Annotated in this window: 21 protein-coding genes and 2 pseudogenes; 15 read left to right on the forward strand and 8 right to left on the reverse strand. The window is 72.4% G+C overall.

Features of this window, described 5'->3' with window-relative positions:
• Nucleotides 1–16: 16 nt before the first annotated feature.
• On the reverse strand, nt 17–2,116 hold the full coding sequence (locus KZ829_RS25570) for a sensor histidine kinase (protein ID WP_220146462.1): 2,100 nt from the start codon (nt 2,114–2,116) through the stop codon (nt 17–19).
• Between the two features lie 143 nt (nt 2,117–2,259).
• On the opposite strand from KZ829_RS25570, the gene KZ829_RS25575 reads away from it, so the two are divergent.
• From KZ829_RS25575 to trpS, 6 genes are all read left to right on the forward strand, one after another.
• Nucleotides 2,260–3,252, forward strand: coding sequence for an endonuclease/exonuclease/phosphatase family protein (locus tag KZ829_RS25575; protein WP_220146463.1), 993 nt, complete (start codon nt 2,260–2,262; stop codon nt 3,250–3,252).
• A 152-nt stretch (nt 3,253–3,404) separates the two neighbouring features.
• Nucleotides 3,405–4,313, forward strand: coding sequence for an SPFH domain-containing protein (locus KZ829_RS25580; protein ID WP_220146464.1), 909 nt, complete (start codon nt 3,405–3,407; stop codon nt 4,311–4,313).
• A 4-nt stretch (nt 4,314–4,317) separates the two neighbouring features.
• The gene (locus KZ829_RS43285; protein ID WP_246636259.1) at nt 4,318–4,623 is read left to right on the forward strand and encodes a type II toxin-antitoxin system antitoxin; all 306 of its coding nucleotides are present in this window, start codon (nt 4,318–4,320) and stop codon (nt 4,621–4,623) included.
• Between the two features lies 1 nt (nt 4,624).
• Nucleotides 4,625–5,248 carry a GOLPH3/VPS74 family protein gene (locus KZ829_RS25590; protein ID WP_220146465.1) on the forward strand — a complete coding sequence of 208 codons (624 nt, stop codon included), beginning with the start codon at nt 4,625–4,627 and terminating at the stop codon, nt 5,246–5,248.
• A 91-nt stretch (nt 5,249–5,339) separates the two neighbouring features.
• The gene (locus KZ829_RS25595) at nt 5,340–6,002 is read left to right on the forward strand and encodes an esterase/lipase family protein (RefSeq protein WP_220146466.1); all 663 of its coding nucleotides are present in this window, start codon (nt 5,340–5,342) and stop codon (nt 6,000–6,002) included.
• A 188-nt stretch (nt 6,003–6,190) separates the two neighbouring features.
• Complete coding sequence (trpS, locus tag KZ829_RS25600; RefSeq protein ID WP_220146467.1) at nt 6,191–7,192, forward strand: tryptophan--tRNA ligase; 1,002 nt, start codon at nt 6,191–6,193, stop codon at nt 7,190–7,192.
• Between the two features lie 197 nt (nt 7,193–7,389).
• Here the strand turns inward: trpS and KZ829_RS25605 are convergent, their stop codons facing one another.
• The 4 genes from KZ829_RS25605 to KZ829_RS25620 form a co-directional block, all read right to left on the reverse strand.
• Nucleotides 7,390–8,598: an MFS transporter gene (locus KZ829_RS25605; protein ID WP_220146468.1), complete on the reverse strand. Its 1,209-nt coding sequence runs from the start codon at nt 8,596–8,598 to the stop codon at nt 7,390–7,392.
• An 88-nt stretch (nt 8,599–8,686) separates the two neighbouring features.
• Nucleotides 8,687–10,918 (reverse strand): ABC transporter permease, encoded by a 2,232-nt coding sequence (locus KZ829_RS25610; RefSeq protein WP_220146469.1) that lies wholly within the window; start codon nt 10,916–10,918, stop codon nt 8,687–8,689.
• Nucleotides 10,915–11,589 (reverse strand): ABC transporter ATP-binding protein, encoded by a 675-nt coding sequence (locus KZ829_RS25615; RefSeq protein ID WP_220146639.1) that lies wholly within the window; start codon nt 11,587–11,589, stop codon nt 10,915–10,917. Before KZ829_RS25615 ends, KZ829_RS25610 begins: the two co-directional genes overlap by 4 nt.
• A gap of 20 nt (nt 11,590–11,609) precedes the next feature.
• Nucleotides 11,610–12,131 (reverse strand): PadR family transcriptional regulator, encoded by a 522-nt coding sequence (locus KZ829_RS25620; RefSeq protein ID WP_220146470.1) that lies wholly within the window; start codon nt 12,129–12,131, stop codon nt 11,610–11,612.
• Between the two features lie 68 nt (nt 12,132–12,199).
• On the opposite strand from KZ829_RS25620, the gene KZ829_RS25625 reads away from it, so the two are divergent.
• From KZ829_RS25625 to KZ829_RS25650, 7 genes and pseudogenes are all read left to right on the forward strand, one after another.
• Nucleotides 12,200–12,838: a hypothetical protein gene (locus KZ829_RS25625; protein WP_220146471.1), complete on the forward strand. Its 639-nt coding sequence runs from the start codon at nt 12,200–12,202 to the stop codon at nt 12,836–12,838.
• Between the two features lie 131 nt (nt 12,839–12,969).
• A pseudogene (locus KZ829_RS44915) lies at nt 12,970–13,152 on the forward strand (PadR family transcriptional regulator); the annotation flags it as partial.
• A 112-nt stretch (nt 13,153–13,264) separates the two neighbouring features.
• Nucleotides 13,265–13,402 carry a hypothetical protein gene (locus KZ829_RS43290; protein WP_246636260.1) on the forward strand — a complete coding sequence of 46 codons (138 nt, stop codon included), beginning with the start codon at nt 13,265–13,267 and terminating at the stop codon, nt 13,400–13,402.
• Between the two features lie 57 nt (nt 13,403–13,459).
• The gene (locus KZ829_RS25635) at nt 13,460–14,350 is read left to right on the forward strand and encodes an NAD(P)/FAD-dependent oxidoreductase (RefSeq protein WP_220146473.1); all 891 of its coding nucleotides are present in this window, start codon (nt 13,460–13,462) and stop codon (nt 14,348–14,350) included.
• Between the two features lie 281 nt (nt 14,351–14,631).
• Nucleotides 14,632–15,642: a LacI family DNA-binding transcriptional regulator gene (locus KZ829_RS25640; RefSeq protein ID WP_308285658.1), complete on the forward strand. Its 1,011-nt coding sequence runs from the start codon at nt 14,632–14,634 to the stop codon at nt 15,640–15,642.
• Between the two features lie 194 nt (nt 15,643–15,836).
• Complete coding sequence (locus tag KZ829_RS25645) at nt 15,837–16,685, forward strand: patatin-like phospholipase family protein (protein ID WP_220146475.1); 849 nt, start codon at nt 15,837–15,839, stop codon at nt 16,683–16,685.
• Nucleotides 16,686–16,764: 79 nt separating this feature from the next.
• Complete coding sequence (locus KZ829_RS25650) at nt 16,765–17,910, forward strand: RCC1 domain-containing protein (RefSeq protein WP_372453896.1); 1,146 nt, start codon at nt 16,765–16,767, stop codon at nt 17,908–17,910.
• A 1-nt stretch (nt 17,911) separates the two neighbouring features.
• On the opposite strand, the gene KZ829_RS25655 is transcribed toward KZ829_RS25650, so the two are convergent.
• The 3 genes and pseudogenes from KZ829_RS25655 to KZ829_RS25665 all read right to left on the reverse strand — a co-directional run bounded on the left by KZ829_RS25655 (nt 17,912) and on the right by KZ829_RS25665 (nt 19,057).
• Nucleotides 17,912–18,289: a DUF2750 domain-containing protein gene (locus KZ829_RS25655; protein WP_220146476.1), complete on the reverse strand. Its 378-nt coding sequence runs from the start codon at nt 18,287–18,289 to the stop codon at nt 17,912–17,914.
• Between the two features lie 87 nt (nt 18,290–18,376).
• Nucleotides 18,377–18,769 (reverse strand): annotated as a pseudogene (locus tag KZ829_RS25660) (peptidase M23); the annotation flags it as partial.
• 126 nt (nt 18,770–18,895) lie between these two features.
• Complete coding sequence (locus KZ829_RS25665) at nt 18,896–19,057, reverse strand: hypothetical protein (protein ID WP_220146478.1); 162 nt, start codon at nt 19,055–19,057, stop codon at nt 18,896–18,898.
• Between the two features lie 61 nt (nt 19,058–19,118).
• On the opposite strand from KZ829_RS25665, the gene KZ829_RS25670 reads away from it, so the two are divergent.
• Nucleotides 19,119–19,961, forward strand: a complete 843-nt coding sequence (locus KZ829_RS25670) for a hypothetical protein (RefSeq protein ID WP_220146479.1) — start codon at nt 19,119–19,121, stop codon at nt 19,959–19,961.
• A 182-nt stretch (nt 19,962–20,143) separates the two neighbouring features.
• On the forward strand, nt 20,144–22,549 hold the full coding sequence (locus tag KZ829_RS25675; RefSeq protein ID WP_220146480.1) for a PAS domain-containing hybrid sensor histidine kinase/response regulator: 2,406 nt from the start codon (nt 20,144–20,146) through the stop codon (nt 22,547–22,549).
• Nucleotides 22,550–22,577 lie beyond the last annotated feature (28 nt).

Genomic DNA, 22,577 nt, shown 5'->3' on the forward strand with positions numbered 1-22,577 from the left:
ACGGACCGGAAACACGTCAGGGGTGTGGATCGGGTGAATGCGGGCGGCCGGGCAGCCCGTGCCGGGTCTCCGCCGGGTGAACCGGTCCGGTGCTCCCGGGCGGAACCGGCGGCAGCGTGAAGGTGAACCGGGAGCCGCCACCGGGGTCGTCGGCCGCGCTGATCACGCCACCGTGCCGGTGGACGATCCGCTGGCAGATGCTCAGCCCGAGCCCGGTGCCGGCGAACGAGGAGCCGGTGTGCGCCCGGTGGAAATTGCCGAAGATCGCCTCGTGCTGGCCGGCCGGGATGCCGACACCGTTGTCGGCCACCGTCACCGCGATGCGGTCGTCGCGCACGGCCGACGTGACGGTGACGGCCGGTACGACGTCCCCGGCCGTGTACTTGATCGCGTTGCCGATCAGGTTGTCCAGCAACTGCCGGATCAGGGGCGGGTCCCCGTACACCTGATGTGGGGTGTTGATCGTGAAGCGCGGCACCAGGCCGCCGGCGGCGCTCGCGGCATCGACCCGCGCCGAGGCGATGTCGGTGACCAGGCGTTCCAGGTCGAGCGCGACCGGCCGGACGGTGGCGTCCCGGGCCGTGGTGTAGGCGAGCAGATCGTCGATCAGGGCCCGCATCCGGGCGCCGGCCCGCTGCGCGCGCAGCAGGCTGCTCTCCGCCTCGCTGACCATCGGGTGCGGCGGCACGTCCTGGAGCGCGTCGGCGGCCGCCTCGGTCCAGGCACGCATGGCCATCAGCGGGTTCTGGAGATCGTGGGCGACCACCCCGGCGAACGCGGTGAGCTCGTCCCGGTGCCGCCGTTCGGCGGTCGCGTCGTGCAGCACCACGACGGCGAGCGGAGCGCCCTGCTCGTCGAACAGGCGGGTGCCGGTGGCGGTGACGATCCGGCCCTCCGGCACCTCCGGGTTGCGCAGCAGCATCTCGATCCAGGCCCGGTCCTCGCCGGCCAGCACGCGCGCGTTCACCGTCTCGTGGTCGGCCATCGGCCGGCCGTCGAGGTGGTACAGCCCGTAGAAGGAGGCGCCGGCGACCCGGTCGTTCGGGGTGATCCGGCCACCCAGCAGCCGGGCCAGGGCCGCGTTGCGCAGCACCACCCGGCCGTCGGCCTCGACCACCGTGACGCCGTCGGTCATCGAGTCGATGATCGCGCTCAGCAACTGGCCGTGCCGCTGAGCCTGGTCCTTCTGCCGGGCCAGGTCCGCCTTGTCCTCGGTGAGCTGCCGCAGCAGCGCCTGCCGTTCGTCCCGGCCCAGCGCGAGGACCAGGCCGATCACCGCGATCATGCTGACGAACAGCTGTGCCACCAGCGCCCGTGGAGCGTGCTCGACGATGTCGGCGAACGGCCCGGGGCCGACGAGGGTGAACAGCACGGCCACGGTGCCCGCCACCAGGCCGTGCAGGGCCACGAAGGTGGTCGGCATCCGCAGCCCGGCCCAGATCGTGATCGCGATCAGGGTGAAGGCCACCGGCAGGCCGTTCAGGACGACGAACGTGAACCAGTACGCCAGCACCGAGCCGGCGATCAGGGCCGCGCACTCCGCCGAGCGCCACCAGGGGACCGCCCGCCACCACGGCGTCCAGCCCGGGAGGCGGCACAACCGCAGCCCGGCCGGGACGATCAGCAGCACACCGGCGGCGTTGCGGATCAGCCACACCGCGCCACTGGCCGCCGAGACGTTCCCGTTGATCAGCCACATCCCCGCGGCGCCCATGACGGCGCCCAGACCGGTGCCGGCGATCGTGGCGGCCATCAGGATCCACAGGTCACGGGGCCGGGCGAGGACCAGTTGACCGTCCGCGCGCCACTGCGCCGGCTGCCATCGGCGCAGCAGCAGAAGCGTGAGCGCGACCTGGCAGAGATTGGCGACCACGACGACCACCACGAAGCGGCCGCTCGCGCCGGTGGCCAGGTTGACCGTGACCGTGACCGCGACCAGCGCGGCGACGTCCACCGCGAGAGTGCGCGAGTGCCGTTGCGCGCAGAGCCACAGCAACATCACCCCGGCCGCGGGCCACACCATGCTCAGGTTGGTGTCGTCCATGACGGTCAGCCGGCCGGCCACCGTGGCCACGGCGTACGCCAGCGCGAACAGTCCGGTCCGGAGCAGAGACATGCCGCACCCCCGAGGAATCACTTCGGCACGGTCGCCCGGAGCGCTGAACCCCGGTGCCCGGATTGGCCCCGGGAGGCAACGAGCGTTGTGACTTCGGCCGCTGTCACAGGCTCCTGTAAGGCTTGCTCGGTAGTTTCGCGGCCATGACCGTCACCGATGCGCCGCCCGGGAAACGCCCGAGCCGCGGCCGGACCGTTCTGTCCGTGGCGATCTGGCTGCTCCTGACGCCCGGCGCCCTCTGGCTGGTGGGCCGGGCCCTCGGGCTCGAACGCGGTCCGCTGATCACGTTGTTCGCCGCCACGCCGTACGTCGCCGCCGCGACCCTGATCCCGCTGCTCGCCGCGCTTGCCGCCAAACGGTGGCGGGCCGCCGCGGTCGCCGGGCTCGTCGCCGCCGGGATGGGCGCCTGCGTGCTGCCCCGGGCCGTGCCGGACCTCGACAAGGGCCCGGACGGCGGGGTGGCGCTGCGGGTGCTCACCCTCAACACCCTGTACGGCGAGGCCGACCCGGCGCAGGTCGTCCAACTGGTCCGCGACAACGACGTGGCCGTGCTGGCGGTACAGGAGTTCACCCCGGACGGCGAGGCGGCCCTGAAAGCGGCCGGCATCGGCGAGCTGCTGCCCCACCAGCAGCTTTCCCCGGCGTACGACGCGGGCGGCTCCGGCCTCTACTCCCGCCACCCGATGCTCACCCGGGCGACCCGCCGCAACGACGGTGGCTTCCAGCAGGCGTACGCGACGATCCAGCCACCCGGCGCTGTCGCCGTGCACGTCGAATCGGTGCATCCGCTGGCGCCGGTCGGCCCGGAGATGTACCCCCGCTGGAGCGCCGACCTGCGGGAACAGCCACATGCCGGGACGGATGGCCCGCCGCCCATCCTGCTCGGCGACTTCAACGCCACCCTCGACCACGCGGAGCTGCGCGACCTCATCGACACCGGCTACCGCGACGCGGCCGACGCCGTGGGGCGGGGCCTGACCACCACCTGGCCGTCCTTCGACGGATCCCGTGGGCTGGTGACCATCGACCACGTGCTGGCCGACGAACGGATCGGGGTGCGCGACGTCGAGGTGCACACCGTGCGCGGCTCCGACCACCGCGCGGTCCTCGCCTCCCTCACCCTCCCGGCCGGTTAGATCTCCGGTACGGGCGACGCCCGTTTAGTCCTTGTCAGCGCCGTTTCGCCCGGCCAGGGCGGAACGGCGCTTTGTGCGTACCGGGGAGGGGTTTGAAAAAACTGATATCACATTGCTATTGTTGAGCCTTCGAACCTGGGAAGGAGCCCCACATGACCGAACACCTCGACCTGCCCGCCCCGCAGGTCCGCGAGCGCGCCGCCCGGGACGTCTCGGGCTGGCCTTTCATGATCGTCGGCCTGGTGGTGGTGGTCCTCAGCATCGTGGTCTTCTTCATCGTCGTCCCGCGGGACGACGCGGTGGCCGGGATTGTCGGTGGCTTCTGCGTCCTGCTCCTGCTCGGCGCCCTGATCACCCTGGTCGGTCTCACTCCGGTCGCGCCCGGTGAGGCCCGCGTCCTGCAACTGCTCGGGCGGTACACCGGAACGGTGCGCAACGACGGGCTCCGCTGGGTCAACCCGCTCACCGCCCGGCACAAGATCTCCACCCGGATCCGCAACCACGAGACCGACGTCCTCAAGGTCAACGACGCCGACGGCAACCCGATCGAGATCGCCGCCGTCGTCGTCTGGCAGGTGGAGGACACCGCCCGCGCCGTCTTCGAGGTCGACGACTTCATCGAGTTCGTCGCCATCCAGACCGAGACCGCGGTGCGGCACATCGCCAACAGCTACTCCTACGACTCCCACGACACCGCCCGGATGTCGCTGCGCGACAACGCCGACGAGATCACCGCGCGGCTGTCCGAGGAGATCGGGGTACGGGTGGCGGCCGCCGGAGTGTCGATCATCGAGTCCCGGCTGACCCGCCTCGCCTACTCGCCCGAGATCGCCCACGCCATGCTCCGCCGGCAGCAGGCGAACGCCATCGTCGCGGCCCGGACCCGGATCGTCGAGGGCGCCGTCGGCATGGTGGAGATGGCCCTGCTCCGCCTCGCCGAGCACGACGTCGTCGACCTCGACGAGGAGCGCAAGGCCGCGATGGTCAGCAACCTGCTGGTGGTCCTGTGCGGCGACCGGGACGCGCAGCCCGTGGTCAACGCGGGAACGCTCTACTCCTAGTCGGATGGCCACCGAGCGCAAGAAGCTGCTGCTGAGGCTCGACCCCGCGGTGCACGACGCACTCGCCCGCTGGGCCGGGGACGAGCTGCGCAGCACCAACGCGCAGATCGAGTACCTGCTGCGCAAGGCCCTCGCCGACGCCGGCCGCCTTCCCGGTGGCGTCGGCCGGATGCGGGGGCCGGGCCGGCCGTCCGCCGCGCCTGAGCCGTCCGAGCCGTCCGAGCCGTCCGAGCCGTCCGAGCCGTTCGAGCCGTCCGAGCCGTCCGAGCCGTTCGAGTCGTTCGAGTCGTCCGAGCGGGAAGAGGAGTGACATGACAGTGCCCGGAAGTCTTCCCCAGCGTGTCTACCTGCTGGCCTACGACCCCGGCAAGGGCCGGGTCCGGTTCACCACCCAGCTCGGCGCCATGCTGCGCGCCGCGGCCCTCGCCGACCTGTACGGCAGCGGCCACCTGACCGACGAGAAAGGCCGCGCCGTCGTCGCCGGTGGCCATCGCCCCAGTGACGACCCCTTCCTGGAGGCGGTCCGCGCCGAGATCGCCGCCGCCAAGCCGCGCAAGTGGCAGCACTGGGTCGGCCGCCACCAGGGCGCCGCCACCAGGACGGTCCGGCAGCAGCTCGGCGACGGCGGCTGGGCGCGCCTCCAGCCGTACCGGATCCTCGGGATGTTCCCGGCGACCAGGGTGACCCTGCGTGATCCCCGGGTCCGCAAGGAGATTCTCGGCCGGGTCGGCAACGCGCTGAAGAAGCCGGTCGGCCGGGTCGACGCGGCCGACGCCGCACTGGTGGCCGTCATCGCGGCGGGCGACCTCGGCCTCGTCCTCGACCGGCGGACGCGGCGCACCCACAAGCGGCGGATCCACGAGCTGACCGAGCTCAGCGGGCCGGTCGCGCCCGCCTTGAAGAAGTCGGTCGAGGCCGCCAACAGCGGAGGCTGACCCTCATTGATCACTGGCGATTTCACGGATGTGTGGCGAACTTATTGCACAAAGGATGCAGAGACCCCCCTGAACTTCCCCTGGAGGTCTCATGCGCCGTCTTCTCGTCCTCGTCACCGCCGTGGTGGCCGCGCTCGCGCTGAGCCCGGCCCTGCCCGCGGCCGCCGCCCCGGGCACGCCGGTGGTCTTCGTGCACGGCTACACCGGCAGCGCGTCCAACTGGACCACCGCGATGTCGCTGTTCCGTTCCGGCGGCTACTCGAGCAGCGAACTGTTCGCGTACGAGTACAACTCCTACGGCAACAACATCACCAACGCCCAGGGCCTGGCCACCTACGTCAGCCAGGTCCGGGCCCGCACCGGCGCGTCGAAGGTCGACATCGTGAACCACTCGATGGGTGGCCTGGTCAGCCAGTGGTACGTCAAGCAGCTGGGTGGCGCCCAGTACGTCCGGCGGCTCGCGTCGATCGCCGGCGCCAACCACGGCACCACCTTCGCGAGCGCCTGCCTGATCTACGTCACCTGTCAGCAGATGTATCCCGGCTCGTCGTTCATCAACACGCTCAGCTCCGGCGACGAGACCCCGGGCAGCACCACCTACGGGACCTGGTACTCCCCGTGCGACGGCGTCATCATCCCCTACACCAGCACCATCCTGAGCGGGGCCACCAACAACTACGTGGCCTGCCAGACCCACATCGGCTTCCTGACCGACACCATCACCCTCACCCAGATCAGGTCCTTCCTGAACTGATCCGATGGGCGGACCCGGCTATGCTGGGGTCGTGCATCTCTCCTCATGCCTGAGCTGGTGGCGCTCCTCCTAGGAGCGGCACCTCTCAGTCATGAAGCGGCCGTTCGGACGAACGGCCTTTTTCGTGTCCCGGAGACGGGGGCCGGTCGTCCTCGGCAGTTGCGACGACCCCCACCGAGGAGACACCCATGGACACCGTCACCGACCCCACCCGCCACCGGATCCTGACCGGCGACCGGCCCACCGGGCGCCTGCACCTGGGCCACTACTTCGGCACCCTCCAGAACCGGGTCCGGCTCCAGGGCATCGGCGTGGAACTGTACGTCGTCATCGCCGACTACCAGGTCCTGACCGACCGGGACGTGGCCGACGACCTCACCGGGCACGTCGAGGAACTCGTGCTCGACTACCTGGCCGCCGGGGTGGACCCGGCCCGCGCCACGATCTTCACGCACAGCGCCGTCCCCGCCCTCAACCAGCTGCTGCTGCCCTTCCTGAGCCTCGTCTCGGTCGCCGAACTCGGCCGCAACCCCACGGTCAAGGACGAGATCGCCCACTCGCGGCAGTCCGCGGTCAGCGGGCTGATGTTCACCTACCCCGTGCACCAGGCCGCCGACATCCTCTTCTGCAAGGCCAACCTGGTGCCGGTCGGCCAGGACCAGCTGCCGCACCTGGAACTCACCCGGACCATCGCCCGCCGCTTCAACGACCGGTACGGCGCCGGCGTCTTCCCCGAGCCCGAGGCCCTGCTGTCGAAGGCGCCGCTGCTGCTCGGCACGGACGGCACCAAGATGAGCAAGAGCCGCGGCAACGCCATCACGCTGGCCGCCGGCGCCGACGAGACCGCCCGGCTGATCAAGCGGGCCAAGACCGACACCGACCGGCACATCTCGTACGACCCGGCCGGCCGGCCCGAGGTGTCGTCGCTGCTCCTGCTGGCCGCCCTCTGCCTGGACCGCACTCCCTCGCAGGTCGCCGACGGCATCGGCGCGGCGGGCTCCGCGGCGCTGAAGAAGGTGGTGACCGAGGCGGTCAACGAGTACCTGGCACCGATCAGGGCCCGCCGTGCCGAGTACGCCCGCGACCGCGCCCACCTTCGTACGGTCCTGCGGGAGGGCAACGAGCGGGCCCGGGCGGTGGCCGACACCACCCTCGCCGAGGTGCGCGCCGCCATGAACAGCCACTACTGACCGGCGCTCGCCGCGCCTGGCCGGGTGGTCTTTGGCCGGGTGGCCATGGCTGGTGGGGTGGTCTTTGGCCGGGTGGCCGCGCTTGGCCGGGTGGCCGCGCACAGTAGGCCCTGCGTGTGCGGCGGCCAAGGCTGTATGGCGGGCAGGCGCACACGATGCCGGCAACGTGTGCGCCTGCCCGCCCCACCGAGCGGGTTTCAGAGCGATGGCCGAGCGGGTTCCGGCCGGCTTCGGTCACGCCGGCCGGTGAACGCGACCGCCGCGGCCGTCACCGCCAGCAGCGCCGCGCCGGTCAGGAAGCCGGGGCCCGGGCCGCGGGACTCGGCGATGACGCCGGCGAGCGCGGCACCGGCCGAGCTGCCCGCATTGGTGGCGACGTTCACCCAGGTGCCCGCCTCGGCGGCCGCGCCGTCGCCGGCCAGGTCGTCGGCGGCCAGATAGGCGACCACGTAGACCGGGGCCAGCGCCGTCCCGGTCGCGCACAGCACCAGACCGAGCGTGACCAGGCCGGGCGCCGCCGAGGCGGCGGTCAAACCGGCCGCCAGAACCCCGGCCAGCGCCGCGAGCTGCCGCAGATGGTGGCGGCCGGGTTCCCGGCGGGCCCACAGCAGGCCACCGGCGACGCTGCCCGCGGCGAGGGCCGCCTCCAGCAGGCCGGCGGCGCCGGGACGGCCGTGGTTCTGGGCGGTGGCGGCGATACAGGTGTACGCCACACTCGTCCCGGCGCCGACCCCCAGGACCGCGGCGAGCAGCCCGCGGACCCCGGGTGACCGCAGCGGCCCCGGGTCGAACAGCCGTCCCGGGGCCGCGGGTTCCCGATGCCGGGCCGGTGGTGCGGTGGCCATGCCGAGAGTGCCGGTGAGCAGCAGGAACGCGGTGAGCAGCAGCGCCCGGTAGGCCGGGCCCGCCGCCACGAGCAGACCGGCGACAAGCGGCCCGACCAGGTACAGCGTCTCCTCGACGACGGCGTCCAGCCCGTACGCCCGCGGTTTGAGAGAGGTGCCCGCGGTGAGCCGGCGCCAGCTCGCCCGCATCGACGGACCGAGAGGCGGCGCGGCGAAGCCGGCCAGAGTGATCACCACGATGAGTACGGCGGGATCGCGCACCACGGAGGCGACGGTCAGGGCGACGGCGCACGCCAGCGCGAGCGGCGGCAGGACGGCATGCTGGCCGTGCCGCTCGGCGAGGCGGGTTTTGACGGGCAGGGTGATGGCGGTGATGCCGAAACCGGCGGCCGCGAGACCGGCGACGGCATACGAGCCGGTGGCCTGCTGGACGGTGAACAGGATGGCGAGCGGGAGGATGCCGTAGGCCAGCCGCCCGCCGATCGCGGGCACGAAGGTGCGCGACGCGAACGGCAGGCCGAGGACGGCACGGTAACCTCCCACGCCGACGGCGCGGGGCATGAGGGAGACTCCTCGAACGAAGCGACAGGAACCGGGGGAGTGGCCCGTTCCTACGGCGGCGTCGAGGTCATGCCGCGATGATAGCCCTCTATTCGCTGCGCAGGTTTCCCGGGCGGGTGAGCCGCCACAGGATCGGCAGGCCGGCGGCCGTCGTGCCCAGGACCACCACGGCGGCGATGCCGGAGGTGGCGCCGATGCCGAACCAGTCGACGGTCAACGGCGCGCCGACGGCCGTCATCAGGACGCCGGCCAGCACGCTGCCGACGGCCACGGCCAGAACCATGCCCAGTACGACGGGGACGGCCACCTGAAACAACACCGAACCGCCGAGGGTGCGCCGGCGGGTGCCGAAGGCGACCAGGACCGCCAGCACCCGGCGGCGTTCGCGCAGTTGCTCGACCACGTTGACGACCATGCTGGCGCCGATCAGGACGAGCAGGACGATCGCACCGGCGAGCAGGGCGTCCCGCATCCCGGCCAGGGCCGCGCGAACCGTGTCGTTGCCGTACGAGTACAGGTACGCCTGAAGGTCCAGCCGGGCCACGCTGTTGCGCAGATGCTCCATGGCGTGCGGCACACCGGGGTCGAGGGCCACGTAGAAGGTGGTGTCGTCCGGCTGGACGGCGACCCCGGCCCACGCGCCCGGGGTGATCAGCAGCGTCTCGCCGGAGGTGGGCTCCGCCTCCGCCCGCGACACCGCCCGGGTGGTGGCCGGCGACGTCCAGGACGTGTCACCCAGCCGGTACGTCGTCCCGGCGACGGCCCCGTCCAGCCCGAACACGTCGCCGTCGCGGCACCCGCCCACCTGGGCCAGCTGGCTCAGCAGGGCGCAGTCGCCGATCCGCAGTGTGGCCCCGTCGAGGCGGACGATCCGCAGTGGCAGGTACTCGTGGACACCCGGGGTGGCGTCGAGCGCCGCCGTCCAGCTGCGGTCGGGCAAGCTGCTGCCGGGCAGGACGGCGACGCCGTACCGGACCGGCGCGCTTGCCGAACTTCGGGTGTAGAGGGACTCGATGCCGGTCACGATGCCCTGCATGGCGATCACCCCGGCCACCGAGACGGCGATGCCGGAGACGGCGCGGATCGCGGTGCCGCTGTCGAACTGGAGGCGGCGCACGGCCAGTTGCCACGCCGGGGACCCGCCGGCGCCGAGGCGCCCCACGACCGCCTCGACCTGCCACGGCAGCAGCAGCGCGATGCCGGTCAGCAGCGCGGCCATCCCGGCGACGACCTGGATCTCGTAGCCGGCCGAGTGCTCGTCGATGCCCCGGTAGAGCGGCCACAGCAGCACCACGCCGACGGTCGGCAGGAGGAGCCGCCACCACAGGCGGCGGCGGACCGGGGTGCTCATCCGGGTCACGCCGAGCGGCTCGACGACGACCCGGCGCATCGCCGACAGTGTCACCGCGACGGCGACGACCGGCACCGCGATCACGATCAGGACCACCAGCGACGGCACCGGGCGCAGATCGGCCAGGTAGAAGGAGAGGGCGCCGGTGCCCCACCGGTGGGCCAGCAGGATCTCGCCCACCCACAGTGCGGCGCCGATCAGCAGGCCCAGCACGGCACCGGCCAGGGTCTCCCCGGCGGCGATCCGGCGGGTCGTCGCGGCGTCGGCGCCGACCAGCCGCAGCGCGGCCAGCCGGCGGTCGCGTGCCTCGTCGCCGAAACGGACGGCGGTGGCCATGAACACCATCACCGGGATCAGCAGCACCACCATGCCGACCAGGGTCAACAGCACGAACATCGGGACCGGGTCGCGCACGATCGCGCCCGGGGTGCCGAACTCGCGGATCCGGCCGTCGTGCTCCGCGGACAGCGTGTCGGTGCCCAGGTAGAAGAAGAGCTCGGCCGGACCGGACAGGCCCTCCGCACCGATCACCCCGACCACCTCGGCGTCCCAGCGGTCACGCAACAGACCATTCGCCGGATCGTCCAGCAGCCGGGCGAGCGCGGGGGAGACCACCATCCGGCCAGGACCGGGGATCGACGACACCCCGGGCGGCACGGGCGGGTGCGAACCCTCCGGCCGCAACAGCTCGCCGCTGATCGACCAACCCTCGAACCGGGTGGTGAAATGGCTGGTCAGCATGGTGTCGTCGGCGCGCGGCAGATCCTGGTAGCCGTCGATGGCGCGAGCGTCGGTGCGCGCGTTGCTCGCGGCCATGGCGGCCGGCACGGTGGCCGCGCCGAGCAGCACCGCCACCCCCAGACCGACCCCGACCGCGATCAGGCCGAGACGGAACCAGCCGGCCCGGCCTCCGGCGACACTCATCCGGACGCCGAGAGCGAGCTCGAAGAGCCAGTTGCGGGCCCTCACCGGGCCGGCTCCTGCTCACGAACCCGGCCGTCCCGCACGACGGCCTCGCGGTCGGACCAGGCGGCCACCCGCGGCTCGTGCGTGACCAGCACGACGGCGGCTCCGGTGTCCCGGGCCGCCGCGATGAACAGCTTCATCACCAGCTCGCCGTTGAGCGAGTCCAGCGCGCCGGTCGGCTCGTCCGCGAAGATCACCGCGGGCTCGGCGACCAGCGCCCGGGCCACCGCGACCCGCTGGCCCTGACCGCCGGACACCTGGCCGGGGCGTTTTCCGGCCAGGTCGGCGACCTCCAGCCGCTCCAGCCACGTGGCCGCCCGCCGCTGTGCCTCCCGCCGGCCGGCGCCGGCCAGCCGCAGGGGCAGAGCCACGTTCTCCAGGCAGGTCAGCTCCGGCACCAACTGCCCGAACTGGAACACGAACCCGAACTCGCCGCGCCGCAGTGTGCTGCGTTCCGCGTCGGACATCCGCGCCAGGTCGCGGTCGCCGTAGCGGATGCTGCCCGAGCCGGGCGTCAGGATGCCGGCGAGGCAGTGCAGCAGCGTCGACTTGCCGGAGCCGGACGGGCCCATCAGGGCGAGGACCTCACCGGCATACACATGCAGCGAAGCGCCGCGCAGCGCGGTGGTCTCACCGAAGCTCAGGTGGACGTCGTCGGCGGTGAGCAGCGGCATGCCTCTCCCAACGGTGGTGGTCACGGGCGGATCCGGGCGGCGAGACGGTCCAGGCGGGCCGCGGTCAGCTCCAGCCAGCGCAGATCGGCCTCCAGGTGGAACAGGGCGTGATCGCAGATCAGCTCGTCGGCCAGGTCGCCGTCGTTCTTGCGCCGGGTGAGCACCCGCATCAGCCGTAGGTGCTCGGCGCGCTGAGCATCCAGCACCTCGGTGGCGTCGCGGCCGGTCATCAGGGCCAGCACGACCTTGGTGTAAAGGGTGCTCTGGAGGTACGGCTCGGGCTTCTCGGGCCGGGAGATCCACTCGGCGACGTCGGTGATCCCGGCGTGGGTGATCGCATACATCTTGCGCTCCGGCCCGTCGCCCGGCTCGGACTCCACCTCGACGAGGCCGTTCTTCAGCAGGCGCGCCATCGTCGAATAGACCTGGCCGTAGTGCAGCGCACGGTCCCGGCCGAACGCCTCGTCATAGGAGCGCTTCAGGTCGTAACCGTGGCGTGGGCCGTTCTCCAGGAGCCCCAGGAGGGCGAAACCGACTGACATGCCGGCCACTATACACACGATGTATAAACCGGGTGCATAGCTCGCGGCCTTGTGTTCTACTGTCGGCCATGAAACGGCGGATGGGTCTGATCCTGAGCGCGGCGCTGCTGGTCGCGGGCGTCGGCGGCCTGGCCGTCCACCGGTGGTATGAACGGCCACCCTTCGGGCCGAAGGCGCTGGGCGCCCAGGCCACGCTGCGGCTCGTCGACCAGGCGACCGCGAACGCCGCCCTCGCTCCGGTCAACGCGGAGTTCGCCGACGGCGACGGCGACCAGATCCTGCTGGGCCGGGTCGCCTGGAAACGACCACCCTCGGCACGGGACGGCAGCTCCCTGCGGGTCGTGCTGCTGGACAAGCGCCGCCATCTGCTGCCGGGCTTCATCGCCGTGACCTCGCCGAACCCCGATCAGGTCAGCAGCGGGCTGGACGGGGCGGTGGACACCGCCGAGCGGCGTTACCGCTGGCTGAAAGGCGCCGGGACCCAGGAGATCGGCGGATCCTTCCGGAGTTCGGGCGTTGTCGTCCACGTCTCCTCGCTGGACGCGTCGCCGGTGACGTTCCAGACCGTGCTCCATGCCAGAAACCCGGAGACGCCACCGGAGTCGATGATCGCCACGGCGCCGGTGGCCGTGCCGGATCTGCTGGTCGCCCTGATCTGTGTGGGGCCCGAGGGGCAGGTCTACTGGGCGCAGCGACTGCTGAACTGAGCCGGCCACCCGGGCCACGACCAGGGCGGGGGATCGGGATAGTGTCGCGATACATCGGCGGGTGAGGCGGCGCGACGACCATGGGACCACACGGAGGCCGGCGCGGGTTCGGCGGCGGCGAGGGCGGCCGGATGCGCCGGGGCACGGTGCCCGACCTGGTGCTCACCGCGCTGCTCGACGGTCCCGCCCACGGTTACGAGCTGATGGACCGGCTGGAGCGATTCAGTGGCGGCGGCTGGCGGCCCGGCCCCGGATCGATCTACCCGCTGTTGCAGATGTTCCAGGACACCGGGCTCGTCAGCAGCAGCGAGACCGACTGGCCGCAAGGTCTTCGATCTGACCGGCGACGGCCGGGAACGGGCGGCGGAGCGGCGGGTCGACGCGTTCGGGGCAGGCTTCCCGAGCGATCCGCAGGAGCATTCCCCATTGCGGACCGAGATGCACCAACTGCGGGCCGCAGCCCAGCAGGTGTCCGCCATCGCCTCCCCGGAAACCGTCGACCAGGCCGTCGCCATCGTGAAGAACGCCCGCCGGGCCCTCTATCGCCTGCTGGCGGAGCAGTGACGCGATCGTGGACGCCGGTCTCCCGCTGCCGCGTGCCGGCGGAGCAGTGAGGCGACCGTGGACGTCGTCGTGGTGGGCGCCGGGGTCGCCGGGCTGTCCTGCGCGCGGGCGCTGACCGACGGCGGCGCCCGGGTCCGTGTCGTCGAGCGGAGCCGCGTGGCCGGCGGCCGGCTCGCCAGTAGGCGCTTCGACGACCGGTTCGTGGACATCGGCGCCGCCTATCTGGTCGCCGACGACCCGGGCTTCACCGCGCAGGTCCACTCGTGGCGGACCCGTGGCCTCGCCCGGCCGTGGACCGACACGCTCAGCGTCTACCCCGGCGGGGAGCGGACCACCGGCCCGGTGCGATGGGCGGCGCCGGGCGGACTGCGCTCGCTCGCCGCCGACCTGGCCGCCGGCCTCGATGTGCGGTTGTCGACCGATCTGGACACGATCCCGGCGGACGCGGACGCCGTCGTACTGGCCATGCCCGGCCCGCAGGCGCTGCGCCTGTCACCGCCACCGGCGATCGCCGGCGCCGCACGGGCACAGATCTGGAAGCCGGTGATCACGGCCGTCCTCACCTACCCGGCCCGGGAGTGGGGCGACCTGCGTGGCGCTTTCGTCAACGACCACCCACTGCTCGCCACCGTCTGCGACGACGGCGACCGGCGTGGCGACGGCGCGCCCGTCCTGGTGGCGCACTCGACGGCCGCGCTGGCCGCCCGGTACCAGGATGATCCGGACATCGCGGGCCCGGTCCTCGCCGGCGCGGTCGGCGAGCTGCTCGGCCTCTCCGCCCGGCCCTCGGTGCACGTACACCGATGGCCCTGCGCCCAGCCGGAGGCCGTCGACGCCCCGTACGCCGTCGACGGCCGCGTCTGGCTCTGCGGCGACGCCTTTGGCCGCCCCCGGGTCCAGACCGCCTGGCTCTCCGGCCGCGCCGTGGCCCGCGCCCTCCTCGCCTGACCGATCCCCGCCCACTTCGAGCATCATCCGTTTCTTCTCAGCAGGCGCCTGATGTGCTGGGCCGCTGACCGGATCGGGTTGCGGCGGGGCCGATGGGGCAGCACCGGGGCGTGGGGCAGCGCCGAGCCGACGTCACGCCGCGCGATCTGAATGCTCATCACTACCGCTGACATGTCCATGAAGCCTCCTCATCGATGCCGTTACCGCTCACGTTAACGGTAACGGGATCGAGCGGCATCCACATTCCGCGGGCGGTGACGGCGGGATACGATGCGGTCACCGTGGAAAAGGACAGCCGGGGCGGTTCGCCCGAGACCAGCCGACGGGTGACCCTGCGTGACGTCGCCCGGGTCGCCGGCGTGTCACACCAGACCGTGTCCCGGGCGATCAACGACAAGGGCGAGATCGACCCCGAGACCCGCCGCCGGGTGCTCGACGTGGTCCAGCGACTGCGTTACCGGCCGTCGCGTCACGCTCGTGGGCTGGTCCGGCCGGACACGACCACCATCGGGTTGATCGTCGCCGATGTGGTGAACCCGTTCTTCCCCGAGCTGATCGCCGGGGTGATCAGCGCCGCCGAGCAACGCGGCTGGAAGGTGCTGATCAGCACGACGCAGGACGACCCGGGCCGCGAGCCGGAGCTGCTGCGCTCACTCGCCGGTCAGGTCGACGCCCTGATCGGCTACCTGTTCCAGTCGGCGGACGTGATTGCCGGCGCGGTGGAGGGCCTGCCGCTCGTGGTCATCAACCGGCCCGCCCGGCATCCGGCGTTCAGCGCCGTCGAGGTGGACGTGCGCGCCGGGGTGGAGGCGGCCGTGGAGCACCTGATCGCCCGGGGGCACCGCCGGATCGGCATGATCGACTGCCCGGCTGCCAGCGACCCGGCCCGGCGTGACGTCCTCCTGGCCGCGGCAGCCGCGCACGGCGCTCCCGTCGCCGCGGACGCGATCGTCGAGGTCGAGCAGTCCCAGGCCGGCGGGGAGGCCGGTCTCGCCCGGCTGCGCGAGATCCGCCCCGACGTCACGGCGGTGATGGCCTTCAACGACATGGTCGCGATGGGCGCACACCGCGCCGCGCGCCGTCTCGGCCTGTCCCTGCCTGGCGACATCGCGCTGATCGGCTTCGACGGCCTCGGCTTCGGTGAACTGCTCGAACCGCCGCTGACCACGGTCGGCATCGACAAGCGGGGGTTGGGCGAACTGGCCGTGGCCCAGGCCGAACGACTCCTGGCCGGCGACACCCCGCCCACCGTGGTGGCCCCGACCCGGTTGCTGATCCGCGGCTCGGCCTGAGGCGCTACGAAGAGCGCGGCCCCTGAGCGCGGAGACCCGGGCGGCCCGGGCGGAGGGGCCACGGGAGGCGGGGTCCGACTTGCGCGAGAAACTCGGCGGCGCGGTCCGGGTTGAGGGCGAGAACTCGATGGGGCGGCCAGGCTGGCGAGCAATCGGAGGCGAGGCTCGGCCGGTGCCCGTGGTTGGATCCGGGTATGGATGTCGATGGGAAGGCGCTCGTGCTCGGCGGCGGCGGGGTGACCGGGGTCGCCTGGGAGATCGGGCTGCTCCACGGGCTGGCCGAACACGGCGTCGACCTCACCGACGCCGGGTTGTTCGTCGGGACGTCGGCGGGTTCGTCCGTGGCCGCGCAGGTGCTCTCCGGCGTACCCCTGGAAGGTCTTTTCGAAGCGCAGCTCGCCGACGCCTCCGGTGAGATCGCCGCACGGCTCGGCCCGGGGGTGTTGTTCGGGTTTCTGGTCGCCGGGCTGTGGCCGGGCGATCCGGCTCGGGGTCGCGCCTGGCTGGGCCGCCGGGCGCTGCGGGCCCGGACCGTTCCGGAGGCGGAGCGGCGTGCGGTGATCGCCGGGCGCATCGGTGACGCCGGGTGGCCCGAGGCGGTCCGGCTGCGGATTCCGGCGGTGGAGGCGGAGACCGGGCGGGTGCGGATCTTCGAGGCCGACAGTGGTGTCTCCCTGGTGGACGCGGTGGCCGCCAGCTGTGCCGTACCCCTGGTGTGGCCGCCGGTGACGATCGACGGGGCCCGCTACGTGGACGGCGGGGTGCGTTCGGTCGCCAACGCGGACTTGGCCGAGGGCAGCCGCCGGGTCGTGGTGCTGGCGCCGTCCACCCAGTCGGTGCGGTCCTTCGGCCGCCCGTCGGCGCAGGTGGCGGGGCTGGGGCCGGACGTGCGTTCGATCGTGGTGTCACCGGATGCCGCGGCCCGTGCCGCCATCGGCGCCAACGTCCTGGATCCGGCCCGGCGTCGCCCGGCGGCCGAGGCGGGTCGTGCGCAGGCCGCCGCGGAGGCCGATCGGGTACGCGCGGTCTGGTTGCGGTCGTAACGGTCTGGTCATCGTCGTGTGTCGATGATATGAACTCTAGGGGCGCTGTGGGAGCGCTCCCAGAGTGAGGAGACGTTACATGCGTGAACATCGGCGCCGCTGGGCAACCGGCATCGTGACGGCTGTCGCGGCCGTCATGACGGCACTCGGCGCGACGGCCGGCCCCGCCGCGGCGGACGCCGCCGGGAACGTGGGAGTCGCCACCGGCTACTCGCACACCTGCGCCGTCCCGGCCGACGGCAGCCTCTGGTGCTGGGGTGGCAACGGGCGCGGCCAGCTCGGCGACGGCACCACCACGGCCCGCACCACCCCGGGACGCGTCGGCACCGCCACCGACTGGACCGCCATCGACGCCGGGCCCTCGTTCAACTGCGGCCTTCGCGCCGACGGCGGCCTGTGGTGCTGGGGCAACAACCTGCGCGGCCAGCTCGGCGACGGCACCACCACCAACCGCGCCACCCCGGTACGGGTCGGCACCGCCGCCTGGAGCACCGTGAGCGCCGGCGACAGCCACACGTGCGGCGTCCGGACCGGCGGCACCCTCTGGTGCTGGGGCTTCAACCGGCTCGGCCAGCTCGGCACCGGAAGCAACTACTACGAGACCGCCCCGGTGCAGGTCGGCACCGCCACCACCTGGGCAGACGTCACCACCGGGTACGGCCACAGCTGCGCCACCCGCACCGATGGCAGCCTGTGGTGCTGGGGCGACGGCACGACCGGCCAGCTGGGTATCGGCGTCCTCAGCTACCGCACCACCCCGGAGCGGGTCGGCACCGAGACCAGCTGGAACGGGGTGACCGCGGGGTACGGCTTCACCTGCGGGACGCGTACCGACGGGACGCTGTGGTGCTGGGGCGAGAACGGGTACGGCCAGCTCGGCAACACCGGCACCTACCAGACCACCCCGACCCGGGTCGGCACCGGCACCACCTGGGCACGGGTCGCCGCCGGTGACAGTTCCGCCTGCGCGGCCCGTGCCGACGGCAGCCTGTGGTGCTGGGGCAACAACGCGAACGGCCAGCTGGGCGACGGCACCACCACGCACCGGTCCGCGCCCGTCCGGGTCGGCACCGCCATCACCTGGAGCAGCGACGCCGCCGTCAACTACCACGGGTGCGGAATGCGTACCGATGACAGCCTGTGGTGCTGGGGCGGCAACGGCTCCGGACAGCTCGGCGACGGCACCACCACGCCGCGGACCAGCCCGGCGCTCGTGACGCTGTAGGTCAGCGCAACCGGGAGCGGAACTCGGCGAGCGTCAGCACCGCCGCGTTCCGCTCCTCCACCGGGAAGACCGCGATGTCGGCGTCGTCCTCCTCCAGCTGCGGCAGCCATTCGCGCAGGAACACGTCGGCCGGGATGCGGATGGCGTGCTCGCCGTCGACGTCGCCCTCGTTCTCCAGCCGGGCGACCGTCGCGTACGGCCAGATCGGCAGCAGGTTGCGCCGCCGGGCGTCCTCGGTGAACAGGACGTCGCCCTCGTCGCCCCACACCCACAGGGCGCCCCGGTCCGCGATGGCCTCGAACGTCCGGGCCACCCGGGCCGTCTCGTCCAGCTCGCGCAGGCGCTCCGCCTCACGGCGTGGAATGTCATCCGATGTCACGTGGCGATGCTATCGGCAGCGGAGTCCGCGCCGATTCCGGGCGCGACAGAACGGACCGCGGGGGCCCGCCCGCTAGCAGGAGCCCGGACCGCCCAGCGCGCCCACCAGCTGGGCCGCGGTCTTCGCGTGTTTCGCGTAGGCCTCCGGGAACGCCGACACCTGCACCGCCTGGGCGGCCTCGGTGAGCCGCATCTCCTGCCAGCCGTCGACGGTGAGCAGGCGGTCGTAGAACTTCCCGGTCTGGTACGCCGGGTCGGTGAGCTGCCGCGGCGTGCCCCACCCCTGGCTGGGCCGCTGCTGGAACAGGCCGATCGAGTCCCGGTCGCCGCCCGGCAGATTGCGCAGCCGGGACTCCTGCAACGCGGTCGCCACCGCGATGACCAGCGCCTCCTCCGGCATCCGCCGCTCGCTGCCGATGGTGACGATGAGGCGCGCGTTGGCGATCTGCTCGTCGGTCCAACGGCCGGGCGCCGACGGTGTGGGGGTGGGCGCGCAGTTCTCGTCGGCGCGTACCAGTGGGCTGATCAGAAATGCGGCGATCACGGCGACCGCGGTCACGAACAACATGCGCACGACGGGGAAGGATATCGAAGACGATCGTGGCCCTCACCGCCGGAGCACGACGCCTGCTCGGCCAGCGGCGCGTTGTTCGAGATCCAGCCACTTCGGGTCGAGGTACGCCTCCGCCCGCAGCGACATGGACAGTCCCGGATCGGCGTCGTACCCGGATCCGATGTCCTTGACGTCCCGTCCATCGATATTGGTCATGATCCGAACGTTGGGGCCGCCCGATGCCGCCGTTCACGAGGCGTCTGATTTGCTGATCACCATGCGCAGCACCGCCGAGTTCGACGCCTTCGGCCCCTGGATCGACGAGGTCACCGACGTCGACGGCCTGCCCCGCCTCTACCGGGACGCCGGCCTCGATCCGCTGGCCCACCGGCTGGTCCTGAAAGTGCCGCGCGACATCGAGCGCCGCAACGCCAACCCGCACATGCATCTGTACGACTACCTGATCGCGGTCGGCGACGAGATTCTCACCGTGCTCATCCGGCACGAGGACACCTACGGCACCGCCCGCATCCCGTTCGACCGGATCGCCGCCATCCGGGACAGCGTGCGCCTGCTCAACGGCCAGTTGACGATCCACACGCTGGACGGGCCGGCGCTGACCATCCCGTACAACGGCTCGGCCGGCGCCCCGGTCCGCGACCTGATCCGGGTGCTCCGCGAGGTGTACCTGCCGGCCGCGCCGCCGGGGCCGGCCGACCCGTACCGCGTCGATCCGCACGTCGGCCCGGAGGACATCGGACTGCTCACCGACTACCGGCGGCTGATCGACCGGGAACCGGGGATGCGGCTGCTCAACGTCTCCTACCGGCAGCATCTGCGCCACCGGATGCGGCTGGTGGTCATGCCCGCCTCGATCATCGTCGGCGACGACCGAGAGTGGCAGATCATCCACCGCCGGGACTGGTTCACCGGCCCCGGCGACGACCTCTCGCTGGCCCGCACCGTCCTGCCGCGGGCCCGGATCGGCAACCTCCGGGCCCGGCCGCACGAGCGCTACCAGCACGTGCACGTCATCACGGTCGGGTCCGGCGCCACCACCCTCGAGATCCCGGTCGTGCCCGGCCCGTTCAGCGAGGCCCTCATCCCCTCGGCGGGGTGAGGCCGAGCACCTGGACGGCCCGCACGCCGTACCGTCCCCATATTCGCATCCGTCGATCATGCCCCCGGTGGGCGGCGTCCGGCCACGTTCCGGCAGACGTTTCCGGCGAAACGCGGGCCGGCCGGATTGCGCCGGGGGAGACTGGGAACATCACTCGTCGCGGCGCGATCCGGCGGGCGTCCGTGCTCCAGGCGGAGATCTCGCTACGGACGGTGATCCTCATGGTCATGCAGGGCAGGAAACGAACCGGGAAGAGGCATGACGAGGGCTTCCTGTCGTCGGTCGTGAGTTCCACCGCGGACGCCATCATCGGCTGCGACACGCAGGGGCTGATCACCGCCTGGAATCCGGCGGCCGAGCGGACCTACGGCTACCTCTGCGACGAGGTGCGGCGCCGGCCGGTGACGATGCTGTACCCGGCCGACGTCGCCGAGCGTGACTGGCAGATCTTTCAGAAGGCCCTCCGGGGCATTCCCACGGGGCAACTGCGGACCGTGCGGCTGCGCAAGGACGGCACGCGCGTACCGGTCCGGATGTCGTTCTCGCCGATCGAGGGCACCGACGGATCGATACGCGGCGTGGTCAGCGTCGCCCACGAGCTGACCGACGAGATCCGGTCGGAGGCCCGGATGACGGCGCTGCTGGAGGCCACCCCGGACGCGATCGTCGGCATCGACCGGGAAGGGCGGATCGTGTTCGCCAACCGGTCCTGCGAACGGCTGCTGGGTTACCAGCCGGAGGAGCTGACCGGCCGGCAGGCGCGGACGCTCTTCGCCCAGGAGACCCGCACCGACATGATCGAGCTGCATGCGCGCCTGCTCGCCGATCCCCGGCTGCGCGACCGCACCCGGACACTGACGACCCGGCTGCGGCGCCGGGACGGCACCGAGCTGCCCGGTGAGACGACGCTGAGCTGGCGGGAGGAACCCGGCGGGTCGCTGCTCATCGCGGCGACCCGCGACCTGACCGAGCAGTACCGGGCGGAGGACAAGCTGCGGGCGCTGCTCGAGGCGGTGCCGGAGGCGATCACCGGGATCTCGCTCGACGGCCGGATCGTGATGGCCAACCGGGGCACCGAACGGCTGCTCGGCTACTCCCGGGAGGAGCTGCTCAACGAGCCCTACGACCGGCTCCTGCCCGGGTACGAGCGGGAGCGCGTCGCCCGGATGGTGGCCGGGCTGTTCGAGTCCGACCTGCCGTCGACCGTGGTCTACGTCGACATCATCCGCGCCGACGGGACCCTGGTGCCCACCGAGAGCACGGTGTCCCGGTTCGACAGCGCCGGCGAGCACATGCTGCTGGTCGCCGGCCGCGACATCACCGAGCGGGTGGCCGCCGAACAGGAACGGGCCCGCCTCGCCGAACAGGTGCAGCGGCAGCGGACCCAGCGGCTGGAGGCCCTCGGACAGCTGGCCGGCGGTGTCGCCCACGACTTCAACAACCTGCTCGCCGTCATCTCCAACTACACCGACCTGCTCGGGGACGAGGTCGCCGACCTGGCCCGGACCGATCCGGGGCAGTGGCAGCCGTTCGCCGACGACCTCGACCGGATCCGGAAGGCCGCCGAGCGGGGCGCCGGGCTCACCCAGCGGCTGCTCACCTTCAGCCGGCGGGACCTCAACCGGCCACGGGTGCTGGAGCCCGGCGCCGCCCTGGACCGGCTGCTGCCGTCATTGCGCACCGCGGTCGGTGCGGGCCACGAACTGCGGCTGACCGCCGTACCGGGGTTGTGGCCGGTCCTGCTCGATCCCGGGCAGCTCGACCAGCTGCTGGTCAACCTGGCGGTCAACGCCAGGGACGCGATGCCCGACGGCGGCCCGGTGGCCATCGCCGTCGACAACTTCCAGTCCGACGGTGACGACCCCGGCTTTCAGCCGCCGCCGGAAAGCGGGCGCCGCTACCTGCGCCTGCGGGTCACCGACACCGGCGTCGGCATGTCCGCCGACGTGGCGGCGCGCGCCTTCGAGCCGTTCTTCACGACCAAGGACAAGAGCCCGGGTACGGGGCTCGGGCTGGCCGCCGTCTACGGGATCGTCGGGCAGGCCGGCGGCTGCCTGTCCGTCACGTCGAGTCCCGGCGCCGGCACCACCATGACGGTCCTGCTGCCGGCCACCGACGAGGCGTACACCGACCCGGAGGACGAGATCGTCCCGGACGAGGGCGGCCCGGATGCCGGCGAGCCGGGACGGCACCACGTCATCCTGCTCGCCGACGACGAGGAGGGCGTCCGCGAGTCCACCGCCCGGGCACTCACCCGCCACGGCTACCGTGTCCTGACCGCCCCCGACGGCCCGGCCGCCCTGACCCTGGCGCACCGGCACCGCGACGAGATCGAGGTGCTGCTCACCGATGTGATGATGCCGAGGATGCACGGCGGTGAGCTGGCCCAGCGGGTGGCCGAGCTGATCCCGGACATCCGGGTGATCTACATGTCCGGGTACGCCGAACCACTGCTCGACATCGCGCCCGCCGGCCCCACGGCCACCCCGCTGCTGGAGAAGCCGTTCGCCATCGCCGACCTGCTGCGCACCCTGCGCGGCGGCCCGATTCGCTCCGCGGGCAGGGGAGACGGTATGCACGTCACGTGACAGACGGATCTTCGATCGGGCGCGCCGG

Source organism: Actinoplanes hulinensis, assembly GCF_019429605.1.
Lineage (GTDB): Bacteria > Actinomycetota > Actinomycetes > Mycobacteriales > Micromonosporaceae > Actinoplanes > Actinoplanes campanulatus.

Bases quoted from the DNA above. Each gene is read 5' to 3' on its own strand.
- KZ829_RS25570 (WP_220146462.1), bottom strand. From the start codon at position 2,116: ATGTCTCTGCTCCGGACCGGACTGTTCGCGCTGGCGTACGCCGTGGCC.
- KZ829_RS25575 (WP_220146463.1), top strand. From the start codon at position 2,260: ATGACCGTCACCGATGCGCCGCCCGGGAAACGCCCGAGCCGCGGCCGG.
- KZ829_RS25580 (WP_220146464.1), top strand. From the start codon at position 3,405: ATGACCGAACACCTCGACCTGCCCGCCCCGCAGGTCCGCGAGCGCGCC.
- KZ829_RS43285 (WP_246636259.1), top strand. From the start codon at position 4,318: ATGGCCACCGAGCGCAAGAAGCTGCTGCTGAGGCTCGACCCCGCGGTG.
- KZ829_RS25590 (WP_220146465.1), top strand. From the start codon at position 4,625: ATGACAGTGCCCGGAAGTCTTCCCCAGCGTGTCTACCTGCTGGCCTAC.
- KZ829_RS25595 (WP_220146466.1), top strand. From the start codon at position 5,340: ATGCGCCGTCTTCTCGTCCTCGTCACCGCCGTGGTGGCCGCGCTCGCG.
- trpS (WP_220146467.1), top strand. From the start codon at position 6,191: ATGGACACCGTCACCGACCCCACCCGCCACCGGATCCTGACCGGCGAC.
- KZ829_RS25605 (WP_220146468.1), bottom strand. From the start codon at position 8,598: ATGCCCCGCGCCGTCGGCGTGGGAGGTTACCGTGCCGTCCTCGGCCTG.
- KZ829_RS25615 (WP_220146639.1), bottom strand. From the start codon at position 11,589: ATGCCGCTGCTCACCGCCGACGACGTCCACCTGAGCTTCGGTGAGACC.
- KZ829_RS25620 (WP_220146470.1), bottom strand. From the start codon at position 12,131: ATGTCAGTCGGTTTCGCCCTCCTGGGGCTCCTGGAGAACGGCCCACGC.
- KZ829_RS25625 (WP_220146471.1), top strand. From the start codon at position 12,200: ATGAAACGGCGGATGGGTCTGATCCTGAGCGCGGCGCTGCTGGTCGCG.
- KZ829_RS25645 (WP_220146475.1), top strand. From the start codon at position 15,837: ATGGATGTCGATGGGAAGGCGCTCGTGCTCGGCGGCGGCGGGGTGACC.
- KZ829_RS25650 (WP_372453896.1), top strand. From the start codon at position 16,765: ATGCGTGAACATCGGCGCCGCTGGGCAACCGGCATCGTGACGGCTGTC.
- KZ829_RS25665 (WP_220146478.1), bottom strand. From the start codon at position 19,057: ATGACCAATATCGATGGACGGGACGTCAAGGACATCGGATCCGGGTAC.
- KZ829_RS25670 (WP_220146479.1), top strand. From the start codon at position 19,119: ATGCGCAGCACCGCCGAGTTCGACGCCTTCGGCCCCTGGATCGACGAG.